Below are 19,382 nucleotides of genomic sequence, written 5' to 3'. Positions count from 1 at the left end.
CGAGATGAACCAGCGAACTATTTATTATGGTAGTATCGGCACAGCCTTATTTCTTTCTTCAGGAATGTTGATTGCTTCAGTGAATAGCTATGCAAACGAAGCGACAACACCAGGCAAATACACCGTGACTTATGAAGTGGATGGCAAAATTGAAACAGCAACCATTACGGTCAAAGAAAATCAAACGGAACTTAAATTAAAAGACACGTTTTTAGGAGTTAATCAAGCATGGTCACCATTAGACAATGTCGTTTTTCTAAAAGATAAAGAGGGTCGCCCTTTAAATTTAGAAAATGTAATTATAGAAAATAATGTAAATACTCAAAAAGTAGGCCTTTATTTTGTAACCTTCCGTTACGAGTCATACCTTTCTATTGCGAAGGTGTATGTCAACCCTACTAATTTTGCTGCAGAGGGGAATATGCTTGCAGAGCTTCCTTATAGTCAAGCAATGATTGGCCCAGAAAGATCAATTATTGCCTCGAGACAGGACAAGGAGCAACAAACAAAACAGGAGAAAAAGAAAAATAAAATTGAACAGGAACGAGTAAATAAAAAGGTGCTGTTAAATGATGAGTTGTTGAAAAAAATAGATACGATAGCCCCAGTGGAAATTACTGGAGGAGCGGCAAGTGGGTCCTCTCAATTTGGCACCACTTTAAGCTTCCTGTCAGGCTCACTTTTGTATGGAACAAGGAGAGTTTAAATGGAATTCTTGTTATTAGATGATCGAGAAAATTTAAAATTAGCGATTATTAGAAAGTTAGAGCAACAATATTCATTTTCTGAACGAAAAGATCGTTTATGTAAGCAATTAGCTATTTCTCCTTATTTGCTAGAACGGAACATAACAGAAATCAATGCAGATTTGCAACGCTTTGGTCTGATTAATGAGATGGAAATCAGTGAAAAAAATAATGAAATTTTGTTATCTCAAAGCCTTCGTATTTCTTCAAGTATTATTGAAGAATATTATTTAAAAGACTCGTTAGAATTTAATCTATTAAAAACGATTTTCTTTCATCAGTTTACCTCAATCAAAAAATACGGTGAAAAGCACGGGATGAGTCGAACGGTTGTATACAAAATTGTTGACCATATCCGGAAAGAATTAGGTCAATACGGTATTAAGTTATCCAAAAATTTACAACTTAGCGGCAATGAAATGGCGATTAGACAATATTTTACTATGCTTTATTACCGAATTTACAAAGATTCTGAAGAATTATATAATCAAACAGATCTTCGCGCAGTTAACCAATTATTGGCTCAATTGAAAGGCTCTTATGAAAATATCACTAATTTTCATTTATTTAAACATTATGTATTGGTGGCGTTAGAACGAACGCAAAGAAAAGCTAATTATTTTTTATCCCAAGAAGAAAATCCATTCGCTTTTGATGAAGAAAGTTCGATTTATCAAGAAATTCAAAGTTGGATCAACGAAGTGATGAAGGCGACTCATGCAGAGAAAAACGCAGAAATTCAAGGAATTATCGGCAATTTATCGGTCTATCAAAGTGAACTTATTTCGGAACATTTGCTGAGTTCTCACAATGAGGCAATTACGGCTACGAAAACATTATTCTTTTCTTATATGCCGTTTACAATTTCGGACGAAGAATTTTATCAAGAAATTGTTCCGATTATTTATCAACATCGTTTTATTACGCCGTTCATCGATATCACCTTACGAATTATGGATTTAGAATTTTTTCAGGAACGCTACCCAATTGTTTTTAATAGCTGTCGTCAGTTTTTATTTGCGTTGGATTGCTCGGCGTTTGAGTTTAGTAAGCTTTCTTTATTTTTTGATTTGCTATTAGTGTTATCCCGTCTTTATGACCAAAGGAATGAAAAAAGCACGATCAATCTTTATGTGAATTTTACGCAAGGAGAAAAATATACTCAGTTTATCAAAGAACAAATCAAAATATTCGAATCTTTCAGCATTCACTTTCATTCAGCGATTCGACCAGATACTGATTTAGTAGTTTCGGATTATTTACCAAAAACGTTATTTTCAGTAAAATGTTTAATTTGGTTAGCGCCCCCGCGAGCCAGTGACTGGCAAAATTTTGGCAACGAAATTGTCCGAATTAATAAAGAGCTACAACAAACGAAACAAAGAAAAAGCGAATAAAAACAGTCGCAACGTGTTTTAGTTGCGACTGTTTTTTGTTACTGAATGTTTATAGTAAACTTTCTCATTATCACTGATGTAAAAAATTTTAAATAAAAGCCAAATAGGATTGAAGAAAAAGAAAAAATTGCTAGTGAAGGACCAATTCTCTAAAGTTTTTCTCAAATATAGTAGAATTCCTTTCTTTTCTTCTGTGAGAAAGATATAATAAAAAACGTATGAACAAAGGAAAAGGGATGACGAATGAATAGAAAAGAGAAAACAAATTTAGATAGTCGAATTGATTACGGCGTGATATTACCAGTTTTTCTTTTATCACTAATTGGTATGCTATCGCTTTACGTAGCGCTTTACAATGATCCAAGCAAACCTAAAATTGGAAGCTTGTTAATGAAACAAGGACTGTGGTATTTAGTCGGAGGATTAAGTATTGTCATTATTATGCATTTTAGCTCAAAATTACTCTGGCGGTTAACGCCCGTTTTTTATACACTTGGATTAGTATTAATGGGATTACTACTGAAATTCTATGACCCCGTGCTAGCAGAGCAAACAGGTTCTAAAAACTGGATTCGCTTTGGTGGCACCACATTCCAACCATCGGAATTGATGAAGATTGCGTTTATTTTGATGTTGGCCTATATAGTGACCATGCATAATGTCAAATATGTGGACCGAACACTCAAAAGCGACTTTTGGCTAATTGCTAAAATGCTATTAGTGGCGATTCCGGTAATTGTTTTAGTACTTTTACAAAAAGACTTCGGGACGATGTTAGTTTTCTTAGCCATTTTTGGGGGAGTTTTCTTAATGTCTGGCATTACTTGGAAAATTATTGTGCCAGTTTTTATTTTAGCTGCTCTAGTCGGAGCTGGAACTATTTACTTGATTACAACAGAAACAGGTAGAGATTTATTGTCTAAGTTAGGGGTCGAAGCCTATAAATTTGATCGGATTGATTTATGGCTAAATCCTTTCCATACAGATCCAGATCGCTCATTCCAACCAGCGCTAGCATTAACAGCAATTGGTTCTGGGGGCCTTTTCGGAAAAGGCTTTAACGTGAGTGATGTGTATGTCCCTGTTCGTGAGTCAGATATGATTTTTACAGTTGTTGGTGAAAACTTTGGCTTTATTGGTGGCTGTTTCATTATTTTGTTGTATTTTATTTTAATCTACCGCATGATTCGCGTTTGTTTTGATACAAATAATGAATTCTATGCCTACATTGCCACAGGAATTATCATGATGATTTTGTTCCATGTTTTTGAAAACATTGGAGCGAATATTGGTTTACTACCATTAACTGGGATTCCATTACCGTTTATTAGTCAAGGTGGTTCTTCCATTTTAGGTAACATGATTGGGGTGGGCTTAATTATGTCCATGCGTTACCAACAAGAAACGGTTCGTACCAGAAGTGGTCGTTAAAGAAAGAAGAAAGAAGGGGTAGAAATGTACACACTTTATGAATATCCTAAATGCTCAACTTGTAAAAAAGCGAAAGCGTGGTTAGACCAACAAGGCGTTAAATACCAAGCAATTGATATTAAAGCAACACCGCCTAGTAGTGAACAATTAGCAAAATGGATGAAAGAGACCGGCTTGCCTGTTCGTCGTTTTTTTAACACAAGTGGGGTTTTATATAGAGAACAAGGCTTAAAAGATCTTGTTGACAGTTTTTCTATTGAAGAAGCAAGTCAGCGTTTAGCTGCGGATGGCATGTTGATTAAGCGTCCAATTCTCTTAAAAGACAATACATTTCTAACGAATGGTTTTAAAGAAGCAGATTACGAAGGAGTGCTTGGAAAATGAGTGAAATGAAACAAATCGATCAATTATGGATCGTACCAACAGAAGCAGGTTATAAAATTGGTTTAACCGCCGAAGCCCAAGAGGATTTAGGAAAGATTACTTTTGCAACGTTTCCAAAAGTCGGACAAACATTAGCTAAAGGTGATTCTTTAATTGAATTAGAAGCAGAAAAAGCAGTCAGTGAATTCAGTAGTCCATTATCTGGTAAGGTAGTCGCGATTAATGAAGCGGCTGATCAAGAGCCAAGTGCGTTAGATGAAGAAAATGCCTGGATTGCTGTTTTAGCAGATGTTGAACCAACAGAATTTGAAAATCTTTAGTCTTACGTTGACAAGGCCAATGTTTATTGCTATAATTTTCTCAATCTAATCAAAAGAAAGCTTTGAAAAGAAGAGTACATGTTAAGGACGTTTGAAGAGAGCCCTGTTTGCTGAGAATGGGTAACAGATTTAAGATGGAAGATGGTCTTTGAGCAGAGTAAGTGAGCGAAGCAGTGAACTTACTACGGGGCGCCCGTTACAGCCAACGGTATGCGAAGAATCAAGTACCGTATGAGGTTATTATTGAGAAATAATAGCGAATTAAGGTGGTATCACGAAATGACAAACTTTCGTCCTTTTTGCTGTAATAGCAAAAGGATGGAAGTTTTTTTGTTTTTATTAAGCAAATTCGTTTCATAAAAAGTGCTAAACCTTCAAAATAAGAAAGTAGAACAGAAAGAAGAGGAGAACAAAATGGCATTAATTGAATTACGTCATGTAAAAAAAGAGTTTTCCGGTAAAGCGGGTAAAGTCACGGCTTTAAAAGATATTGATTTAACGGTTGAATTTGGTGATATTTATGGCATTATTGGCTATTCGGGTGCAGGAAAAAGTACGTTGGTTCGCTTATTGAATGGACTTGAAACACCTACAGAAGGTGAAGTAGAAATTCAAGGACAAGATATTGCATTGTTGCCAAATAAAGAACTACGAAACTTCCGTAAAAAAATTGGGATGATCTTTCAACATTTTAATTTATTATGGTCACGGACGGTCCTAGAAAATATCATGCTCCCATTGGAAATTGCTGGCGTTCCAAAACAAAATCGGAAAAGCCGCGCAGAAGAGTTAATCAAGTTGGTTGGTTTAGAAGGACGGGAAACCGCCTACCCAAGTCAACTCTCTGGTGGGCAAAAGCAACGAGTGGGGATTGCCCGTGCCTTAGCTAACAATCCTGACATTTTGCTTTGTGATGAAGCAACGAGTGCTTTGGATCCGCAGACAACTGATGAGGTGCTAGAATTACTACTAAAAATCAACCAAGAATTAAATTTAACGGTTGTATTAATTACCCATGAAATGCACGTGATTCGTAAAATTTGTAATCGCGTAGCCGTGATGGAATATGGTGAAATTGTTGAAGAAGGTAAAGTAATCGATATTTTCAAAAAGCCTCAAACAGAAATTGCGAAACGCTTTATCCAACAAGAAGCGGATAAAAACATTGAAGAAACGGAACTGGTTGTTGAAGAAATGTTGGAACAATATCCGAATGGAAAAATTGTTCGCCTACTTTTCCACGGCGAACAAGCGAAATTGCCAATTATCTCGCATATTGTCCGAGAATATCAAGTAGAAGTCAGTATTATTCAAGGGAACATTCAGCAAACAAAGCAGGGTGCAGTGGGTTCTCTTTATATTCAATTATTAGGCGAAGAGCAAAATATTCTAGCAGCCATTGAAGGATTACGTAAACTTCGTGTAGAAACAGAGGTGATTGGAAATGAATAATCGTGGCTTAGCAAGTTTCTTTGATTTTTCGCAAATTGATATAAGTAAACTACAAGAAAAAACGATTGAAACACTTTATATGACAGGGATTTCAATCATAGTGGTCGCCATTTTAGGGCTGATTTTAGGACTACTACTTTTTGAAACGTCAGGCAGAAAAGGGATTTTGAGCCGATTACTGTATTGGCTAGTGGCCATTTTTGTAAATATTTTCCGTTCGATTCCGTTTATTATCTTAATCGTTCTGTTAATTCCTTTTACAAAAATTATTTTAGGAAGTATGTCTGGTGTCAAAGGCTCCTTACCAGCATTGATTATTTCCGCAGCACCTTTTTATGCTCGCATGGTCGAAATTGCTTTTCGTGAAGTCGATAAAGGCGTGATTGAAGCAGCCAAAGCAATGGGGGCCAATCGTTTCCAAATAATTTGGAAAGTTCTATTACCAGAAAGTCTGCCAGCGCTTGTTTCTGGCTTAACCGTTACAACCATTTCCTTAGTGGGATATACTGCAATGGCAGCTGCTATTGGAGCGGGCGGTTTAGGAAGTTTGGCGTATCAAGATGGCTTCCAACGTGGTCAAAATACAGTTACCTTAGTAGCAACGATTTGTATCTTAATTATTGTCTTTGCGATTCAATGGATTGGGGATACAGTCGCTAAAAAAATAGATAAACGATAAATGGAGGGAATAAGATGAAAAAACGTACATTATGGTCAGTAATTACTGTAGCAGTAGCTGTCTTAGTTTTAGGGGCTTGCGGCAATAAAAAGAGTGATGACTCGGTCTTGAAAGTTGGAGCTTCACCAGTTCCACATGCAGAGATTTTAGAACATGTAAAACCTTTATTAGAAAAAGAAGGCGTAAAATTAGAAGTGACGACTTATACAGATTACGTGCTACCTAACAAGGCGTTGGAAAGTGGCGATATCGATGCCAACTATTTCCAACATGTGCCGTTCTTTAATGAAGCGGTTAAAGAAAATGATTATGACTTTGTGAATGCAGGTGCGATTCATTTAGAACCAGTTGGGCTTTACTCGAAAAAATACAAATCGTTACAAGAAATTCCTGATGGTTCAACGATTTACGTTAGCTCTTCCGTTTCAGATTGGCCACGCGTATTAACTATCTTAGAAGATGCTGGTTTAATCACGCTGAAAGAAGGGGTAGACCGGACAACTGCTACTTTCGATGATATTGATAAAAATACTAAAAAGTTGAAATTCAATCATGAAAGTGATCCAGCAATCATGACCACTCTTTATGACAATGAAGAAGGGGCTGCGGTTTTAATTAACTCAAACTTTGCCGTGGATCAAGGATTAAATCCGAAAAAAGATGCGATTGCCTTAGAAAAAGAAAGTTCACCTTATGCCAATATTATTGCGGTTCGTAAAGAAGACGAAAACAACGAAAATGTAAAAAAATTAGTCAAATTGTTACGTAGCAAGGAAGTCCAAGATTGGATTACGAAAAAATGGAACGGTGCCATTGTTCCAGTCAATGAATAAAAAGAAAAAGACAATAGAATAAAAACTTGAGGTCGGGACAGGCGTGTTAAGCTTCAAGAAATAAGAAGAAAGTTCTGAAAGATGCTTTTTGTCTCTCAAGGACGTTCAGCTTATTTCCGAAGAAGCTGCTCCTGTCCCGTTGTTTATTTAAAATTTTAGGGCTAGGCAGATACATCATGTTGATTTACCTGCCAAGTCTAAGTTTTTTTCTTTTAAAAAAGGACTATAAATGATAAAGTTACAAGGAATTTCTTAATTATCAGGAAAATTCAGGGACTATGCATAGGCATTTGCATTAGTTATTGTTATAATAATTAAGATAGATTTTTTGGAATGGAGGGAAAAAGATGTTACGTTTTTTTCCGCAAAAAAATAAATATGTAGAAGAAGCAAGCCAGTACGCCTTTGATAAAGAAGGCCAAATTCCGCAGCACATTGCCATTATTATGGACGGAAATGGACGGTGGGCACAGAATCGAAGACTGCCGAGAATTGCTGGACATAAAGAAGGCATGGATACGGTTAAAAAAATAACGAAGCATGCTAGTCATTTAGGCGTTAAAGTTTTAACACTTTATGCATTTTCAACGGAAAATTGGAAGAGACCAACAGATGAAGTCAATTTCTTAATGCAATTGCCTGTTGATTTTTTTGATACATTCGTGCCTGAATTAATTAAGGAAAATGTTAAAGTCAATGTAATGGGCTACCAAGAGTTTCTACCAAGCCATACGCAAGATGCTGTTAAGCGGGCCATTGAGCAAACCAAGGACAATACGGGCATGGTTTTGAACTTTGCTTTGAATTATGGGGCGCGTGCGGAGCTACTAACTGCCATGAAACAGATTGCTGCAGAGGTTTCAGAAAAAGCATATACGGCAGATGAGATTACAGAAGAAACGATCGCAGATCACTTAATGACTGGCTTTTTACCCACGGAACTTCGTGATCCAGAATTGTTGATTCGAACAAGTGGGGAAGAGAGAATTAGTAATTTCTTGCTATGGCAAATTGCTTATAGCGAGTTGTTTTTTACAAAAGCATTATGGCCTGATTTTTCAGGAGACACTTTAGAAACCGCGATTGCTTCTTTCCAAAATCGTAATCGTCGTTTTGGAGGTCTAAAAGAAACTACAGAAACAGAAGGGAGCGATCCGCAGTGAGACAACGTGTCATCACAGCTATCGTCGCATTAATCATCTTTATTCCAATTATCTGGTATGGTGGTTTTGCAATTGAGATTGCCGCTGTTGCTTTGGCAGTAGTCGGCGTGTACGAGTTATTCCGTATGAAAGGATTAACGTTATTAAGTTTTGAAGGTGTTTTATCAGCATTAGGGGCCGTTTTTTTAGTTATCCCAACAATTAAGTGGTTAAACTTTTTGCCGGAAATGCAAACAAATTTCATTTTATTTTATGTCACTGTAATGTTGTTGTTAGGTGCTTCGGTGATTTCTAAAAATACATATACGATTGAAGAAGCTGGCTTTCCAGTTATTGTCAGTTTATATGTAGGGATGGGGTTCCAGAACTTTATTAGTGCCCGTTCCGCAGGTTTTGAAGTCTTGTTATTTGCTTTATTCATTGTCTGGGCAACGGATATTGGTGCATATCTATTTGGACGCCGATTTGGTCGTCATAAATTGATGCCAGATGTTTCACCAAACAAGACAATAGAAGGTGCACTTGGTGGTATTTTATCAGCCGTCGTTGTAGCAGCGTTGTTTTTAGTTTTCACAGCTAATAAAGGGCTATTTCCTTATCCAATGCCGGTGATGCTCGTATTGACGGTTCTATTTTCTATAGTAGGGCAATTCGGTGATTTGGTTGAATCTTCTATCAAACGTCATTATGGCGTGAAAGACTCTGGTAACATCTTGCCAGGACATGGTGGTATTTTAGATCGTTTTGATAGTTTATTATTTGTTTTCCCAATTATGCACTTATGTGGATTATTTTAAATTGATTAACAAAATTTAAAAAAGTATCGTCAAATAAGCAAAAATCCAGAAGAGTCTCTCTTCTGGATTTTTGCTGTTTATTGAGATAATGCGTGAAACACTGACAGGGTATGTTTGAGATAAGTTTAATTTTAAACATTCGGTGGTTTTACTCTTTAATTGACAATAGCCTTCTCTTTAAAGAGAAGGCTATCTAACGAATCAATATTATTATTTTAAAGTTGGATCAGACTATTTCTAGTATTCAAGTATTTTTCATTTAAGCGATGTATTCCCTACCTCTAATACATCCTTGTATCTCTCTAGACACGCCAGTTTTGAATAAAATCATCAAAACAATTGAATGGTTCGTTTAAAAATATTTTTCGTGTTCTAAATATTATAACATAAAACTCGTCAACTGACCACTAGCTGACGAGTTCATAATTTTTCCAGATAAATAGACAGCCGTTTTCCGCCGACTGTCTAAGATTAAGATAGATTTGTAAAGAAGTGAATAAATGCTTCCTACTATCTCTTTATAACATGAGGAAAAGAAAACTGCAAAAGATAGCTGTGTTTTTTGAAAAAAAGATCAGCTGGTTTCCGCCAGCTGATCATCCGTTGAAAAGAGATATAAAGAAGTGAATAAAGCTTGCTTTACCTCTATTTTATACCATGTTTTGATTTAAATAACTATTCAGTATTAGTTATACTTAAATAATAAATATGTATACGGATGTATTGTTTTGAGGTATAGTCATAGAGAAAAGAGGGAACGTTTATGAAAAAATTTTGTTTAAGTTATAGCTCTGGTAAAGATTGTTTATTGGCGATGGATCGATTGGTACAAGCAGGAAATCAGCCAGTTGCGTTAGTGACAACATTAAGTGATGAAATTAATCGTTCTTGGTTTCACGGGATACCAATCTCCGTCTTAGAAGCAGCAGCCGAAGCGTTAGATTTACCACTTGTTATATCACATAACAATGAAACAAATTACACAGAAAAAGTGGTTGAGGCACTGCAGGAAACTAAAAAATTGGGTGCAGAAACGGTTTGTTTTGGTGATATAGATATTGAACAAAATGGTGCTTGGGATCGCCAAGTTGCATTAAGTGCTGGGCTAGAGCCACAATTACCTCTTTGGCAGGAAAATCGCGAAGCACTTGTCAAAGAATTCTTGGCAAAAGGGTACACAGCAATTATCAAAACGGTCAGCAAAGAGGCAGGTATTCCAATAAAATTTTTAGGAGAACCGTTAGATGAAACATTTATCACGTACCTTAAAGAGCATCAATTAGATATTTGCGGAGAAAACGGGGAGTACCATACGTTGGTAATTGACGGCCCGCTATTTAAAAAGAGGCTCCATTATTATACTTCAGGAATTTATGAAAGTCCTTATGCTTATTCCTTGATTATTGATGCTTAAATGAAAGTAAAAGGACACAAGCTGCCACTTTTTCTAGGGATATGCTATAATTGACTTAAGAAAAGTAGAGAAAGTGAGTGGTTAATTATGGAAGAAACTGTCTTTTTTAATTTAGGAAATGCCCTTGCTTCAAAAAGAGATCAAAAAGAATTAATTAAAGAAGCCCAAATTGCGAAAGATACTCGAAAGATTCCAGGAAAACTGATTATCGTTGAAGATGAAGAAAATGGTACCCATATTTTATTTGAATTAGCTGATCAAACAGAACCATCTGTTGAAACAAAAGAATTCAAAGTGAAAAAAGTGATTGATTAATAAAAAAGCAACGAATTTTTCTAAATTCGTTGCTTTTTTATATTTTTTTACACAAATGATACAAAAAGAATATCAAAATCAAATAAATGATTAGTATACTTGAAGAAACAAATAGGAAGCAAAGCAAACGTTTTGAGGTGTTCTTTCATGGAAAATCGAGGAATTTTATTTGATAAAGATGGTACGTGTATTCGTTTTGATACTCTTTGGCAAGCAGGTTTGAAAGCTTGTTTTGAAACACTAAGTATGTTAGCCCCTCATCATTCAGCAGAAATAAAAAAGATATTAGCTATTCAGGAGCAACGTTTTTTGCAAAAACATTTACTTGATGAAGTCCTTTATCAGGAACTGTATCAGGAATTGGCGCAATTTGAGGAATTAGTCGAACAGGGAATCAGCAGTCGATGGCTAGAGCAATTTTTTTATGATTATTTACGAAAAAATCTGAAAAAGATTGAACCAATTGGTGATTTAAAACAGTTATTTCTTGAGCTGAAACGGAAGAACTATAAAATTGGATTAGCAACTTCAGATACTTTGCCAGCGACTATGTTGATTATGGAATATCTTGGTTTAACAGAAATGTTTGATTTTATTGCGACAGGAGATCGTTACTTACCGAAACCAGATGCGGACATGCTCCAAGCCTTTTGTCAGTCATGTCAATTGAAGGCGACAGAAGTAATTATGGTAGGTGATTCGCTCGTGGATGTTTTCATGGGAACTTGTCATGGTAAAGCAGGAATTGGTGTTTTAACCGGCAACTGCCAGTCAACTGATTTTGAAAAGTTTGAAGTAGCTTATTTTCGTGATATCCATGAAATACCTTATCAAGAATTATGGGGAAATACCAAGAAGAAAAAAATCCTGAAAAGATGACGAGTCTTTTCAGGATTTTTTTATTAATCTAATTGAAGCAATTGCCGTTTCTTTTGTTGAAATTCTTCTTCTGTTAGAACTCCTTCATCAACTAACATTTTTAAATTTCTTAACTCAGCCATTACGTCTTCAATAGTGCTAGATGAGTTTTTTTGTGAATCAGATAGTTTTGGTTCAATCGGTTGGTTTTTATCACTCTTTATAGGAGTTGGTATTTCTTTTTCTTTTATTCGACGAACAATAGTGTCTAATGATGAAAGGGCTCGTTCAGCGTTGAAACGGGCTCTATCGATCGCTAATTGACGATCAAATTCAGTGGTTTGCTCACTAAGTGTCTTTAAAAAGGAAATAGTGATGGTTGGGCGTTGCAAATCATCTAGATTAATCAAAATATAGACACTACTGACGCGATCATAAGGTACGTTTTCTTCGGTGAAATGGGTATTTTTTTTCTCTAAAATTTTGTAATCAGCGATAATGCTTACTGGCAAAATTTTTGATGAACCAACCAGTCGAAAATTTTTTTCAGGTTCATCGAATTCAATCGAGCCAGCAATAGTTGTTGTAGGATTGAATAGCCGGTTGTCTTCTTGGACATTTCTTAAATCCGTCAATGTCCAAGTTTGGGTATATCCTTGTCCCTGGACACCGAGTTGACCTGCACATTTCTTACAGATTTGGTAATTATCTGAAGTTAAATATTTTCCTTTATTATCCTGACAAAGAGCACATAGATTTCCATAAACTTCAGCATTTTTTTCATTTGCTTTTACGATTTCAGACTGCTTGTTTATTAACTCTTGCATTTGTTGTAAATCAGCTAAACTTTTTTTATCAACGGACCAAGTGGATACTTTAAGTTTTTTTAAACAGCTTTTTCCTACGCGATAAAAATCACTCGTAAAGTACTTGCCAGTTTCCTCTTCGCAAAGATAACATAAATTTCCCTTTGCTTGCATTGCTTGATCCTTTTTTATAATTTCTTCTTGACGTTTTATAATACTTTCCATTGTTCGATCTTTAATTTCTTTTGGTTTTAACTCTAAATGTTCTGCACAATGTTTACAGATACCGTGATTATCAAAGGTGATGATTTTACCAGGATTTAGATCACACAGTTCGCACATACTTTTCATGGGATGACTCCTTTTTGTTAAGATAAATTAATTTTACCATTCAACTCTATGAAGAACAAACCAAAAAAGCAAGTAGAACTAAGTGCCTACTTGCTTACAGACTATTTAATTGTAATTTCTTCAACAGCGATAGGATCTCCCATGCTGAACATACTGTCTCTGAAAGTAAAAGTTACAGGTTTTGTTTCATCAGCAAATTCATAAGGGTATGCTGCTTGGACAGTTGCGCCAGGATTAACTTTTTTATTTAACATGTCAATTCTATCTTTAATCGGAGAATCATTAACAATTCCATAAGTTAAATCTTCTGTTGTATCGCCGGTATTTTGTGATACGCTAACAAAACTAGAGTATAACATTTGTACATCTTGTGCTTCCTTAGTGTTATTAGTCAAATCAAATAGTACATAAAAGATTGGTTTACCATCGAAACTTGTACCTTTTTGGAATTCGGTGATTTTTAATACACCATCAGGAACAGTCAATGTTCGATCTTTATAAGTCCCTTTATCTTCTTTAGCTTTTGTTTCAGTTGTTGCGGTAGCAGTACTTGAGGTTTTTTTAGTTTTATTAGTGTTGTTTGTTCCAGAACCACATGCACCTAAAATCAGAGTACTAATTAAAACTAATCCTAACATAGAAAATTTTTTCATTTTCACTTTCCCTCCCATAGTTTAGTTAATGATTTGTAGCGCTTACTAAATAGTTGAAAACAATCCCCAATTAAATAACTTTGGACTACAAATCACTTAGTTTAAATGAAAATAAGTATACCGTCCTGTGTAAAAATAACACACCACAGTATACTTATTTTATCATTATTTCATAAAAATAACACCATTATTTTTATGAAATAATTAAAAAAGATAAAAAATCTAAAAACTTCGACCACCGCCACCGAATGTGCCGCCGCCAGTTGAGTGGGTGGTGCTACCACCACCGCCCATTCCGCCATTGCCGCCATTGTTTTTAGGAATACGACGCGTAGTGATGAAAGAGTTGGTTAACTGATCTGTGCGGGAGGTTAAGTTTAAAGTTGTTTTTTCCCTAAAGGGATATTGATAACTTGAAAATTTTAATTGATATTTAGAAATATTAATGCCTAAGAAGACCAAACTGAGTATCAGCGCAGCAGCAAAAGCAATTACCATTTCCAACGGGGTAATGGCTTTATAACGGGTGATTTTACCTGTTTCGCTGTCCACACGATAGTGCCCCCCAGGAACCCCTTTATCAACAAATGTTTGAGTTTCCTGAACAAAGGTTTGAGCAGCCGCGAAATAATTTCCTTGACTCATATTATCCCATATTTTATCTAAGGTATCATCAATTCGTGCATCTGTCATATAATCAATCATGTTTCCAGAAGTAGAGATGTAGATTTTCCGTAAGTCCATATCAATGAGAAAAAGAATCGCATTTTGGTCCTTGCCAACTTTATTTAAAAGATAATGATCTGCATAGTCTTGTTCATCGCCATAGGTATTATTATTTGTGGTCACAATAAAGACAGAGGCTTTTGTTTTTTCTTCTAAAGGTTGTATCTCTTGCTTTAGTTGGTTGATTTGATCAGGTGTCAGTAATTGTGCGTCATCATCAATTGAATTTTCAGCCGCCGAAACGGGTAGGGCAAGGCCAAAGGTAAGAAGTATTAGGAAAAAAATAGGTAAAAGTCGTTTTTTCATAGGAAATAACCTCCTAATAAAAAGAGTGCTAAGAGTCCAGCGAAAATGCCTAACGTTGCTAGTCCTAAACGAGTGTAACTAATTGGAAGCACACCGCTTACTTTACCTGTTTGTCCATTCATGGCATAATAATAAACTTTTTTTGATTGTTCCTGACTGCGATAGGTGACTAACCAAATTGGCAAAAGCATATAGTGATTATTTTCTTGGTTTAGAGAAATATCCGTGCGAACATTTGTCAACGTAGTATAACCAGAAGCAGAGTCCCGTAACAATGATTCCGAATAATCTTGTAATTCTTGTTGGACGTGTTTTTTGATTGCTTCATATTCAATATCGCGTTTTTCTGCTTGAAAACCTGCTAGGTATTGGCTTTTGAAAGGCACCGCTTGATCAATTAAAAATGGTTGAACGCCTTCCACCATTTTTTGTTGGATGTTTTTTGACAAGGCATTTTTAACTAATTCTTTAAACGATAATTTTCCTGAACGTCCCACATTGAAACGTTTTGTTTCGGTGTATTCAATATCACCTACGCGCCAAATGCGAATACTTGTGCCAGTAGCTTGCAGTTGTCCGTCGACTTCTGCATCAACGACCCAATAGGGGAAGTAAACCCCAGTTAATTTATCGATTTGATTTTTGCTGAAAAAATCTCGAGGAATGAACCATTTTTTCTTGGTCCAAGCGAGAAATTTTTCAATCGCTTCGTCTTTTTCAATTGTAAAGGGTAAGACGTTTTCTGGTAAAAATTCGCCACTTAATCGACCAGCCAAGACAACTGGATTATGGCAATAATAACAGTATGTGGCTGCTGTTGTTGCATCGGTGACAATTTGAGCGCCACAGCTTGGACAATTAAAAATTTCCATTGTGCCTGCATCGGCAGTTGTTTCATTCTCAGTGGTCTCTGTTTGTTGCATAGCGGAGGATTCTTCTTCCGCTGTGAAAGTCAAATTTTCCTCGGCAGTCGTTGTTGAGGGATTCTCTAAATGCGCCTCATGTTGCTGTTGCTCATAACGAGTCACTTCTTCTTCCGTGTAAATATTTAAACAATATTCACAATGAAATTTTTGATCTTTGGGATTAAATAAGAGCGGGCCGCCACAGTTGGGGCATTTATGGGTAAATGTTGTTTCCATTGCAACCGTCCTTTCTAATAGAGTGAGTAAATAACAGGAATCTGATTCAAAGAAAAAGGGTAGACTTGTGCCTGACCCTTTTCTTTAATTGTTCACTACTTGCTTATAAAGGAACCCCTTGGAATGGTTTACCACAATGTGGACAGAACTTAGGAATACCATTACTTAAGTCAACAATTTCGCTACATTCACTACATTTCATTTCTAATTTTGGTTTTTCGTTTGTTGGTTTTGGTGTACCACAGTTTGAGCAAAACTTCCCAGTGTTTTCAGTCCCACATTGTGGGCAAGTCCAAGTGTCTGTAGCCCCTTGTGCGTTTTGCTGGTTTTGTTTTTCTTGCATTTGTTGTTGGTTTGTTTGAGACGCTTGCGCAAAGTAGTTGCCATTCGCATTCATGCCCATACCAACGCCCATAAAGCCGCTCATAGCGCCACCTTCATTTTTACCAGCAGCCTCCATACCACGAGCCAAGGAACCTTGAACATAGCCTTCGCGAACACCTGGATCGCTGAGCATAGCTCCTTCATTTCGCATGTTGATTAATTTTGTTGAATCATCTGTATAAGAAATGCTCGCAACTGCTACAGAAACAATTTCCATGCCGCGATTGGTGCGCCAATCCTCATCAAGTGCAGTTTGCATATATTTGCTTAATTCAACACTTTTTGAGGGAACATAAGAAATACGTTGCCCATCAGCAGACATTTGATTGATTGCTGCTTGCAATGCTGTAATGAACTCTGCCAAATATTGTTCATTAATATCATTAATATCTACTTGCGTTTGATTTTTAGGAATCGCATTAGTATAAAATAGTAAAGGATCTGTAATTTTAATTGAGTAATTTCCGTGTGCACGTAAGAAAAGTTCGGCATTATAAAAATTATCAAAATAGTTTAATGGCGCAGGTGTTCCAAATTTAATGCCTTTAATTTCTTGCAAGTTAATATAAAAAACTTGTTGTTTTTGTGGAGTTACGCCACCAAATTTGAAACGACTGAAGGTCTCTGCAATCGCATCTTTTAAAGAACCGTTAAACATTGAAGGCGCAGAATCATTTTTGACTGTATAATAGCCTTCTTCAGCAGTGTAATCGATGATTTTGCCACCATCGACAAGAAGCATCATCATGTTGGGATAGACATGTACAACAGAACCATCTGTTAAAACATCGTCCGTTCCTTTACGATTAGAACCACGTTTATCATCTTTACGTACAAAAACACCTTTTGTCATGACGGTTGTGTCCCCCATATTATCAGGTTCAATAACCTCTAGCCATTGATCGGCCAAGCCACCGCCAACTGAACTTGTTGCTGCTTTAATAAGTCCCATGTTCATTCCTCCTAATAAAAAACTAATTGTTACTGCTAGTATACCACACAATGAATGCAGAGAAATCCAACGAAAGCCTGATGAAATGGAAAAATTTGATCAAACTTTATTAAGAAATTAAAAAAAGTATAGGTGAAACACAAGCATTTTAAAAAAAGTTACGTATAATAGAAGAAAAGACATATTATATAGTTAGGGGATTATTGAATGGAACGAAGCAATCGTAATAAAAAATCTTCAAAAAAACCACTTATTCTTGGTGTTTCTGCCTTGGTTCTAATCGCTGCTGCCGGTGGCGGGTATTATGCTTATAGTCAATGGCAAGCCAAACAAGAATTAGCCGAAGCGAAGAAAACAGCTACTACATTTTTAAACGTATTGTCAAAACAGGAATTTGATAAGTTACCGTCCGTTGTTCAAGAAGCTAGCTTAAAGAAAAATGGCTATGATACTAAATCTGTTGTTGAAAAATACCAAGCAATTTATTCAGGGATTCAAGCAGAAGGAGTCAAAGCTAGTGATGTTCAAGTCAAAAAGGAGAAAGACAATCAATACACATTTACCTATAAATTATCGATGAGCACTCCTTTAGGCGAAATGAAAGATTTGTCTTATCAATCAAGTATCGCCAAGAAAGGCGATACCTACCAAATCGCTTGGAAGCCGTCTTTAATTTTTCCAGATATGTCAGGAAATGATAAAATTTCGATTCAAGTAGATAATGCCAAACGTGGAGAAATTGTCGATCGTAATGGTAGTGGGCTAGCAATTAACAAAGTGTTTGACGAAGTGGGCGTAGTACCTGGCAAACTCGGTTCTGGCGCAGAAAAAACAGCCAATATCAAAGCTTTTAGTGATAAGTTCGGCGTTTCTGTTGATGAAATCAATCAAAAGTTAAGCCAAGGATGGGTCCAAGCAGACTCCTTTGTACCAATCACAGTTGCTTCTGAACCATTGACAGAATTACCAACAGGGGCTGCGACAAAAGACACAGAGTCACGTTATTATCCGCTGGGGGAAGCAGCTGCGCAATTAATCGGGTATACGGGCACCATTACTGCAGAAGATATTAAAAAAAATCCAGAGTTAAGTAGTACGGGCGTAATTGGTAAAACTGGTTTAGAACGAGCGTTTGATAAAGAATTAAGAGGGCAAGATGGTGGCTCACTAGTTATTTTAGATGACAAAGAGAATGTCAAAAAAGCTTTACAAACCAAAGAGAAAAAAGATGGTCAAACGATTAAATTAACGATTGACAGTGGCGTACAACAACAAGCTTTTGCTATATTTGACAAACGCCCTGGTAGTGCGGTCATTACCGATCCTCAAAAAGGCGATTTATTAGCAACGGTTAGTTCACCTTCGTATGATCCTAATAAAATGGCCAATGGCATTTCTCAAAAAGAATATGATGCTTACAATAACAACAAAGATTTACCATTCACAGCACGTTTTGCGACAGGCTATGCACCAGGCTCTACCTTTAAAACAATTACCGGTGCCATTGGTTTAGATGCAGGGACATTGAAGCCAGATGAAGAGCTAGAAATTAATGGTTTGAAATGGCAAAAAGATAAATCTTGGGGCGGCTATTTTGCGACACGTGTAAAAGAAGCAAGTCCAGTCAATCTGCGTACCGCTTTAGTTAATTCAGATAATATTTATTTTGCCCAACAAACATTACGTATGGGGGAAGACAAATTTAGAGCGGGTCTTAATAAATTCATTTTCGGTGAGGAACTAGATTTACCAATTGCCATGACGCCTGCTCAAATTTCAAATGAAGATAAATTTAATTCTGAAATTCTTTTAGCAGATACGGGCTACGGTCAAGGCCAATTGTTAATTTCGCCAATCCAGCAAGCTACCATGTATAGTGTTTTCCAAAATAATGGAACATTGGTCTATCCAAAATTAGTTTTAGACAAAGAAACGAAGAAAAAAGACAATGTAATCAGCGCCAACGCAGCGAATACAATTGCCACAGATCTTTTAGGTAGTGTGGAAGATCCTTCAGGTTATGTTTATAATATGTACAATCCGAACTTCTCATTGGCTGCTAAAACAGGAACAGCTGAAATAAAAGATAAACAAGATACAGATGGCAAAGAAAACAGTTTCCTTCTAACGTTAGATCGTAGTAACAATAAATTCTTAACAATGATTATGGTTGAAAATTCAGGAGAAAATGGTTCTGCAACAGATATCAGTAAACCATTAATTGATTACTTAGAAGCAACCATTAAATAAAAAGAGAAAATGAACGAAACGAG

19 protein-coding genes and 1 other annotated feature are annotated in these 19,382 nt (G+C 36.2%); of the genes, 14 read left to right on the top strand and 5 right to left on the bottom strand.

Translation table 11 applies throughout. The annotated features are described in order from the left end of the window. Window positions 1-4: 4 nt before the first annotated feature. The 13 genes from AB1I62_RS11370 to AB1I62_RS11310 all read left to right on the top strand — a co-directional run bounded on the left by AB1I62_RS11370 (window position 5) and on the right by AB1I62_RS11310 (window position 11,810). The gene (locus AB1I62_RS11370; RefSeq protein WP_002379695.1) at window positions 5-706 is read left to right on the top strand and encodes a bacterial Ig-like domain-containing protein; all 702 of its coding nucleotides are present in this window, start codon (window positions 5-7) and stop codon (window positions 704-706) included. Further along, window positions 707-2,143 carry a helix-turn-helix domain-containing protein gene (locus AB1I62_RS11365; RefSeq protein ID WP_002356635.1) on the top strand — a complete coding sequence of 479 codons (1,437 nt, stop codon included), beginning with the start codon at window positions 707-709 and terminating at the stop codon, window positions 2,141-2,143. Window positions 2,144-2,386: 243 nt separating this feature from the next. Beyond that, complete coding sequence (locus tag AB1I62_RS11360; RefSeq protein ID WP_048737953.1) at window positions 2,387-3,574, top strand: FtsW/RodA/SpoVE family cell cycle protein; 1,188 nt, start codon at window positions 2,387-2,389, stop codon at window positions 3,572-3,574. A 24-nt stretch (window positions 3,575-3,598) separates the two neighbouring features. Continuing rightward, window positions 3,599-3,958, top strand: a complete 360-nt coding sequence (locus AB1I62_RS11355; protein ID WP_002359675.1) for an arsenate reductase family protein — start codon at window positions 3,599-3,601, stop codon at window positions 3,956-3,958. 5 nt (window positions 3,959-3,963) lie between these two features. Beyond that, window positions 3,964-4,278, top strand: coding sequence for a glycine cleavage system protein H (locus AB1I62_RS11350; protein ID WP_002413422.1), 315 nt, complete (start codon window positions 3,964-3,966; stop codon window positions 4,276-4,278). 53 nt (window positions 4,279-4,331) lie between these two features. Then, window positions 4,332-4,579: a binding site (T-box leader), on the top strand. Window positions 4,580-4,692: 113 nt separating this feature from the next. Continuing rightward, complete coding sequence (locus AB1I62_RS11345) at window positions 4,693-5,730, top strand: methionine ABC transporter ATP-binding protein (protein WP_048737955.1); 1,038 nt, start codon at window positions 4,693-4,695, stop codon at window positions 5,728-5,730. Beyond that, on the top strand, window positions 5,723-6,409 hold the full coding sequence (locus tag AB1I62_RS11340; RefSeq protein ID WP_002362617.1) for a methionine ABC transporter permease: 687 nt from the start codon (window positions 5,723-5,725) through the stop codon (window positions 6,407-6,409). The genes AB1I62_RS11345 and AB1I62_RS11340 overlap by 8 nt, the downstream gene beginning before the upstream one ends. Before the next feature lie 14 nt (window positions 6,410-6,423). After that, window positions 6,424-7,242, top strand: a complete 819-nt coding sequence (locus AB1I62_RS11335) for a MetQ/NlpA family ABC transporter substrate-binding protein (protein ID WP_367019296.1) — start codon at window positions 6,424-6,426, stop codon at window positions 7,240-7,242. A gap of 347 nt (window positions 7,243-7,589) precedes the next feature. Further along, the gene (locus AB1I62_RS11330) at window positions 7,590-8,405 is read left to right on the top strand and encodes an isoprenyl transferase (RefSeq protein WP_002362225.1); all 816 of its coding nucleotides are present in this window, start codon (window positions 7,590-7,592) and stop codon (window positions 8,403-8,405) included. Then, window positions 8,402-9,202, top strand: a complete 801-nt coding sequence (locus AB1I62_RS11325) for a phosphatidate cytidylyltransferase (RefSeq protein ID WP_002359680.1) — start codon at window positions 8,402-8,404, stop codon at window positions 9,200-9,202. Before AB1I62_RS11330 ends, AB1I62_RS11325 begins: the two co-directional genes overlap by 4 nt. A 763-nt stretch (window positions 9,203-9,965) precedes the next feature. Then, window positions 9,966-10,616, top strand: coding sequence for a diphthine--ammonia ligase (locus tag AB1I62_RS11320; RefSeq protein WP_202250966.1), 651 nt, complete (start codon window positions 9,966-9,968; stop codon window positions 10,614-10,616). Between the two features lie 87 nt (window positions 10,617-10,703). After that, complete coding sequence (locus AB1I62_RS11315; protein ID WP_048737963.1) at window positions 10,704-10,931, top strand: hypothetical protein; 228 nt, start codon at window positions 10,704-10,706, stop codon at window positions 10,929-10,931. Window positions 10,932-11,078: 147 nt separating this feature from the next. Next, a complete protein-coding gene (locus AB1I62_RS11310) occupies window positions 11,079-11,810 on the top strand; it encodes an HAD family hydrolase (protein WP_048737964.1) in 732 nt (243 codons plus the stop codon). 23 nt (window positions 11,811-11,833) lie between these two features. On the opposite strand, the gene AB1I62_RS11305 is transcribed toward AB1I62_RS11310, so the two are convergent. From AB1I62_RS11305 to AB1I62_RS11285, 5 genes are all read right to left on the bottom strand, one after another. Then, window positions 11,834-12,946 (bottom strand): SHOCT domain-containing protein, encoded by a 1,113-nt coding sequence (locus AB1I62_RS11305; protein WP_367019294.1) that lies wholly within the window; start codon window positions 12,944-12,946, stop codon window positions 11,834-11,836. Between the two features lie 101 nt (window positions 12,947-13,047). Continuing rightward, window positions 13,048-13,599: a DUF5067 domain-containing protein gene (locus tag AB1I62_RS11300; protein ID WP_010783600.1), complete on the bottom strand. Its 552-nt coding sequence runs from the start codon at window positions 13,597-13,599 to the stop codon at window positions 13,048-13,050. Between the two features lie 222 nt (window positions 13,600-13,821). After that, window positions 13,822-14,631 (bottom strand): TPM domain-containing protein, encoded by an 810-nt coding sequence (locus tag AB1I62_RS11295; RefSeq protein WP_128705471.1) that lies wholly within the window; start codon window positions 14,629-14,631, stop codon window positions 13,822-13,824. Beyond that, window positions 14,628-15,773: a hypothetical protein gene (locus AB1I62_RS11290; RefSeq protein WP_010824820.1), complete on the bottom strand. Its 1,146-nt coding sequence runs from the start codon at window positions 15,771-15,773 to the stop codon at window positions 14,628-14,630. Before AB1I62_RS11290 ends, AB1I62_RS11295 begins: the two co-directional genes overlap by 4 nt. A 103-nt stretch (window positions 15,774-15,876) precedes the next feature. After that, window positions 15,877-17,109, bottom strand: a complete 1,233-nt coding sequence (locus AB1I62_RS11285; RefSeq protein WP_002356656.1) for an SPFH domain-containing protein — start codon at window positions 17,107-17,109, stop codon at window positions 15,877-15,879. Between the two features lie 207 nt (window positions 17,110-17,316). Between AB1I62_RS11285 and AB1I62_RS11280 the strand changes: the two genes are divergently transcribed. Beyond that, window positions 17,317-19,359 carry a penicillin-binding transpeptidase domain-containing protein gene (locus AB1I62_RS11280; protein ID WP_202250964.1) on the top strand — a complete coding sequence of 681 codons (2,043 nt, stop codon included), beginning with the start codon at window positions 17,317-17,319 and terminating at the stop codon, window positions 19,357-19,359. Window positions 19,360-19,382 lie beyond the last annotated feature (23 nt).

The organism is Enterococcus sp. AN402 (genome assembly GCF_040719405.1).
Lineage (GTDB): Bacteria > Bacillota > Bacilli > Lactobacillales > Enterococcaceae > Enterococcus > Enterococcus faecalis.
Note: the sequence above shows the minus strand (reverse complement) of the source record. Positions and strands in the feature narration are given on the sequence as shown.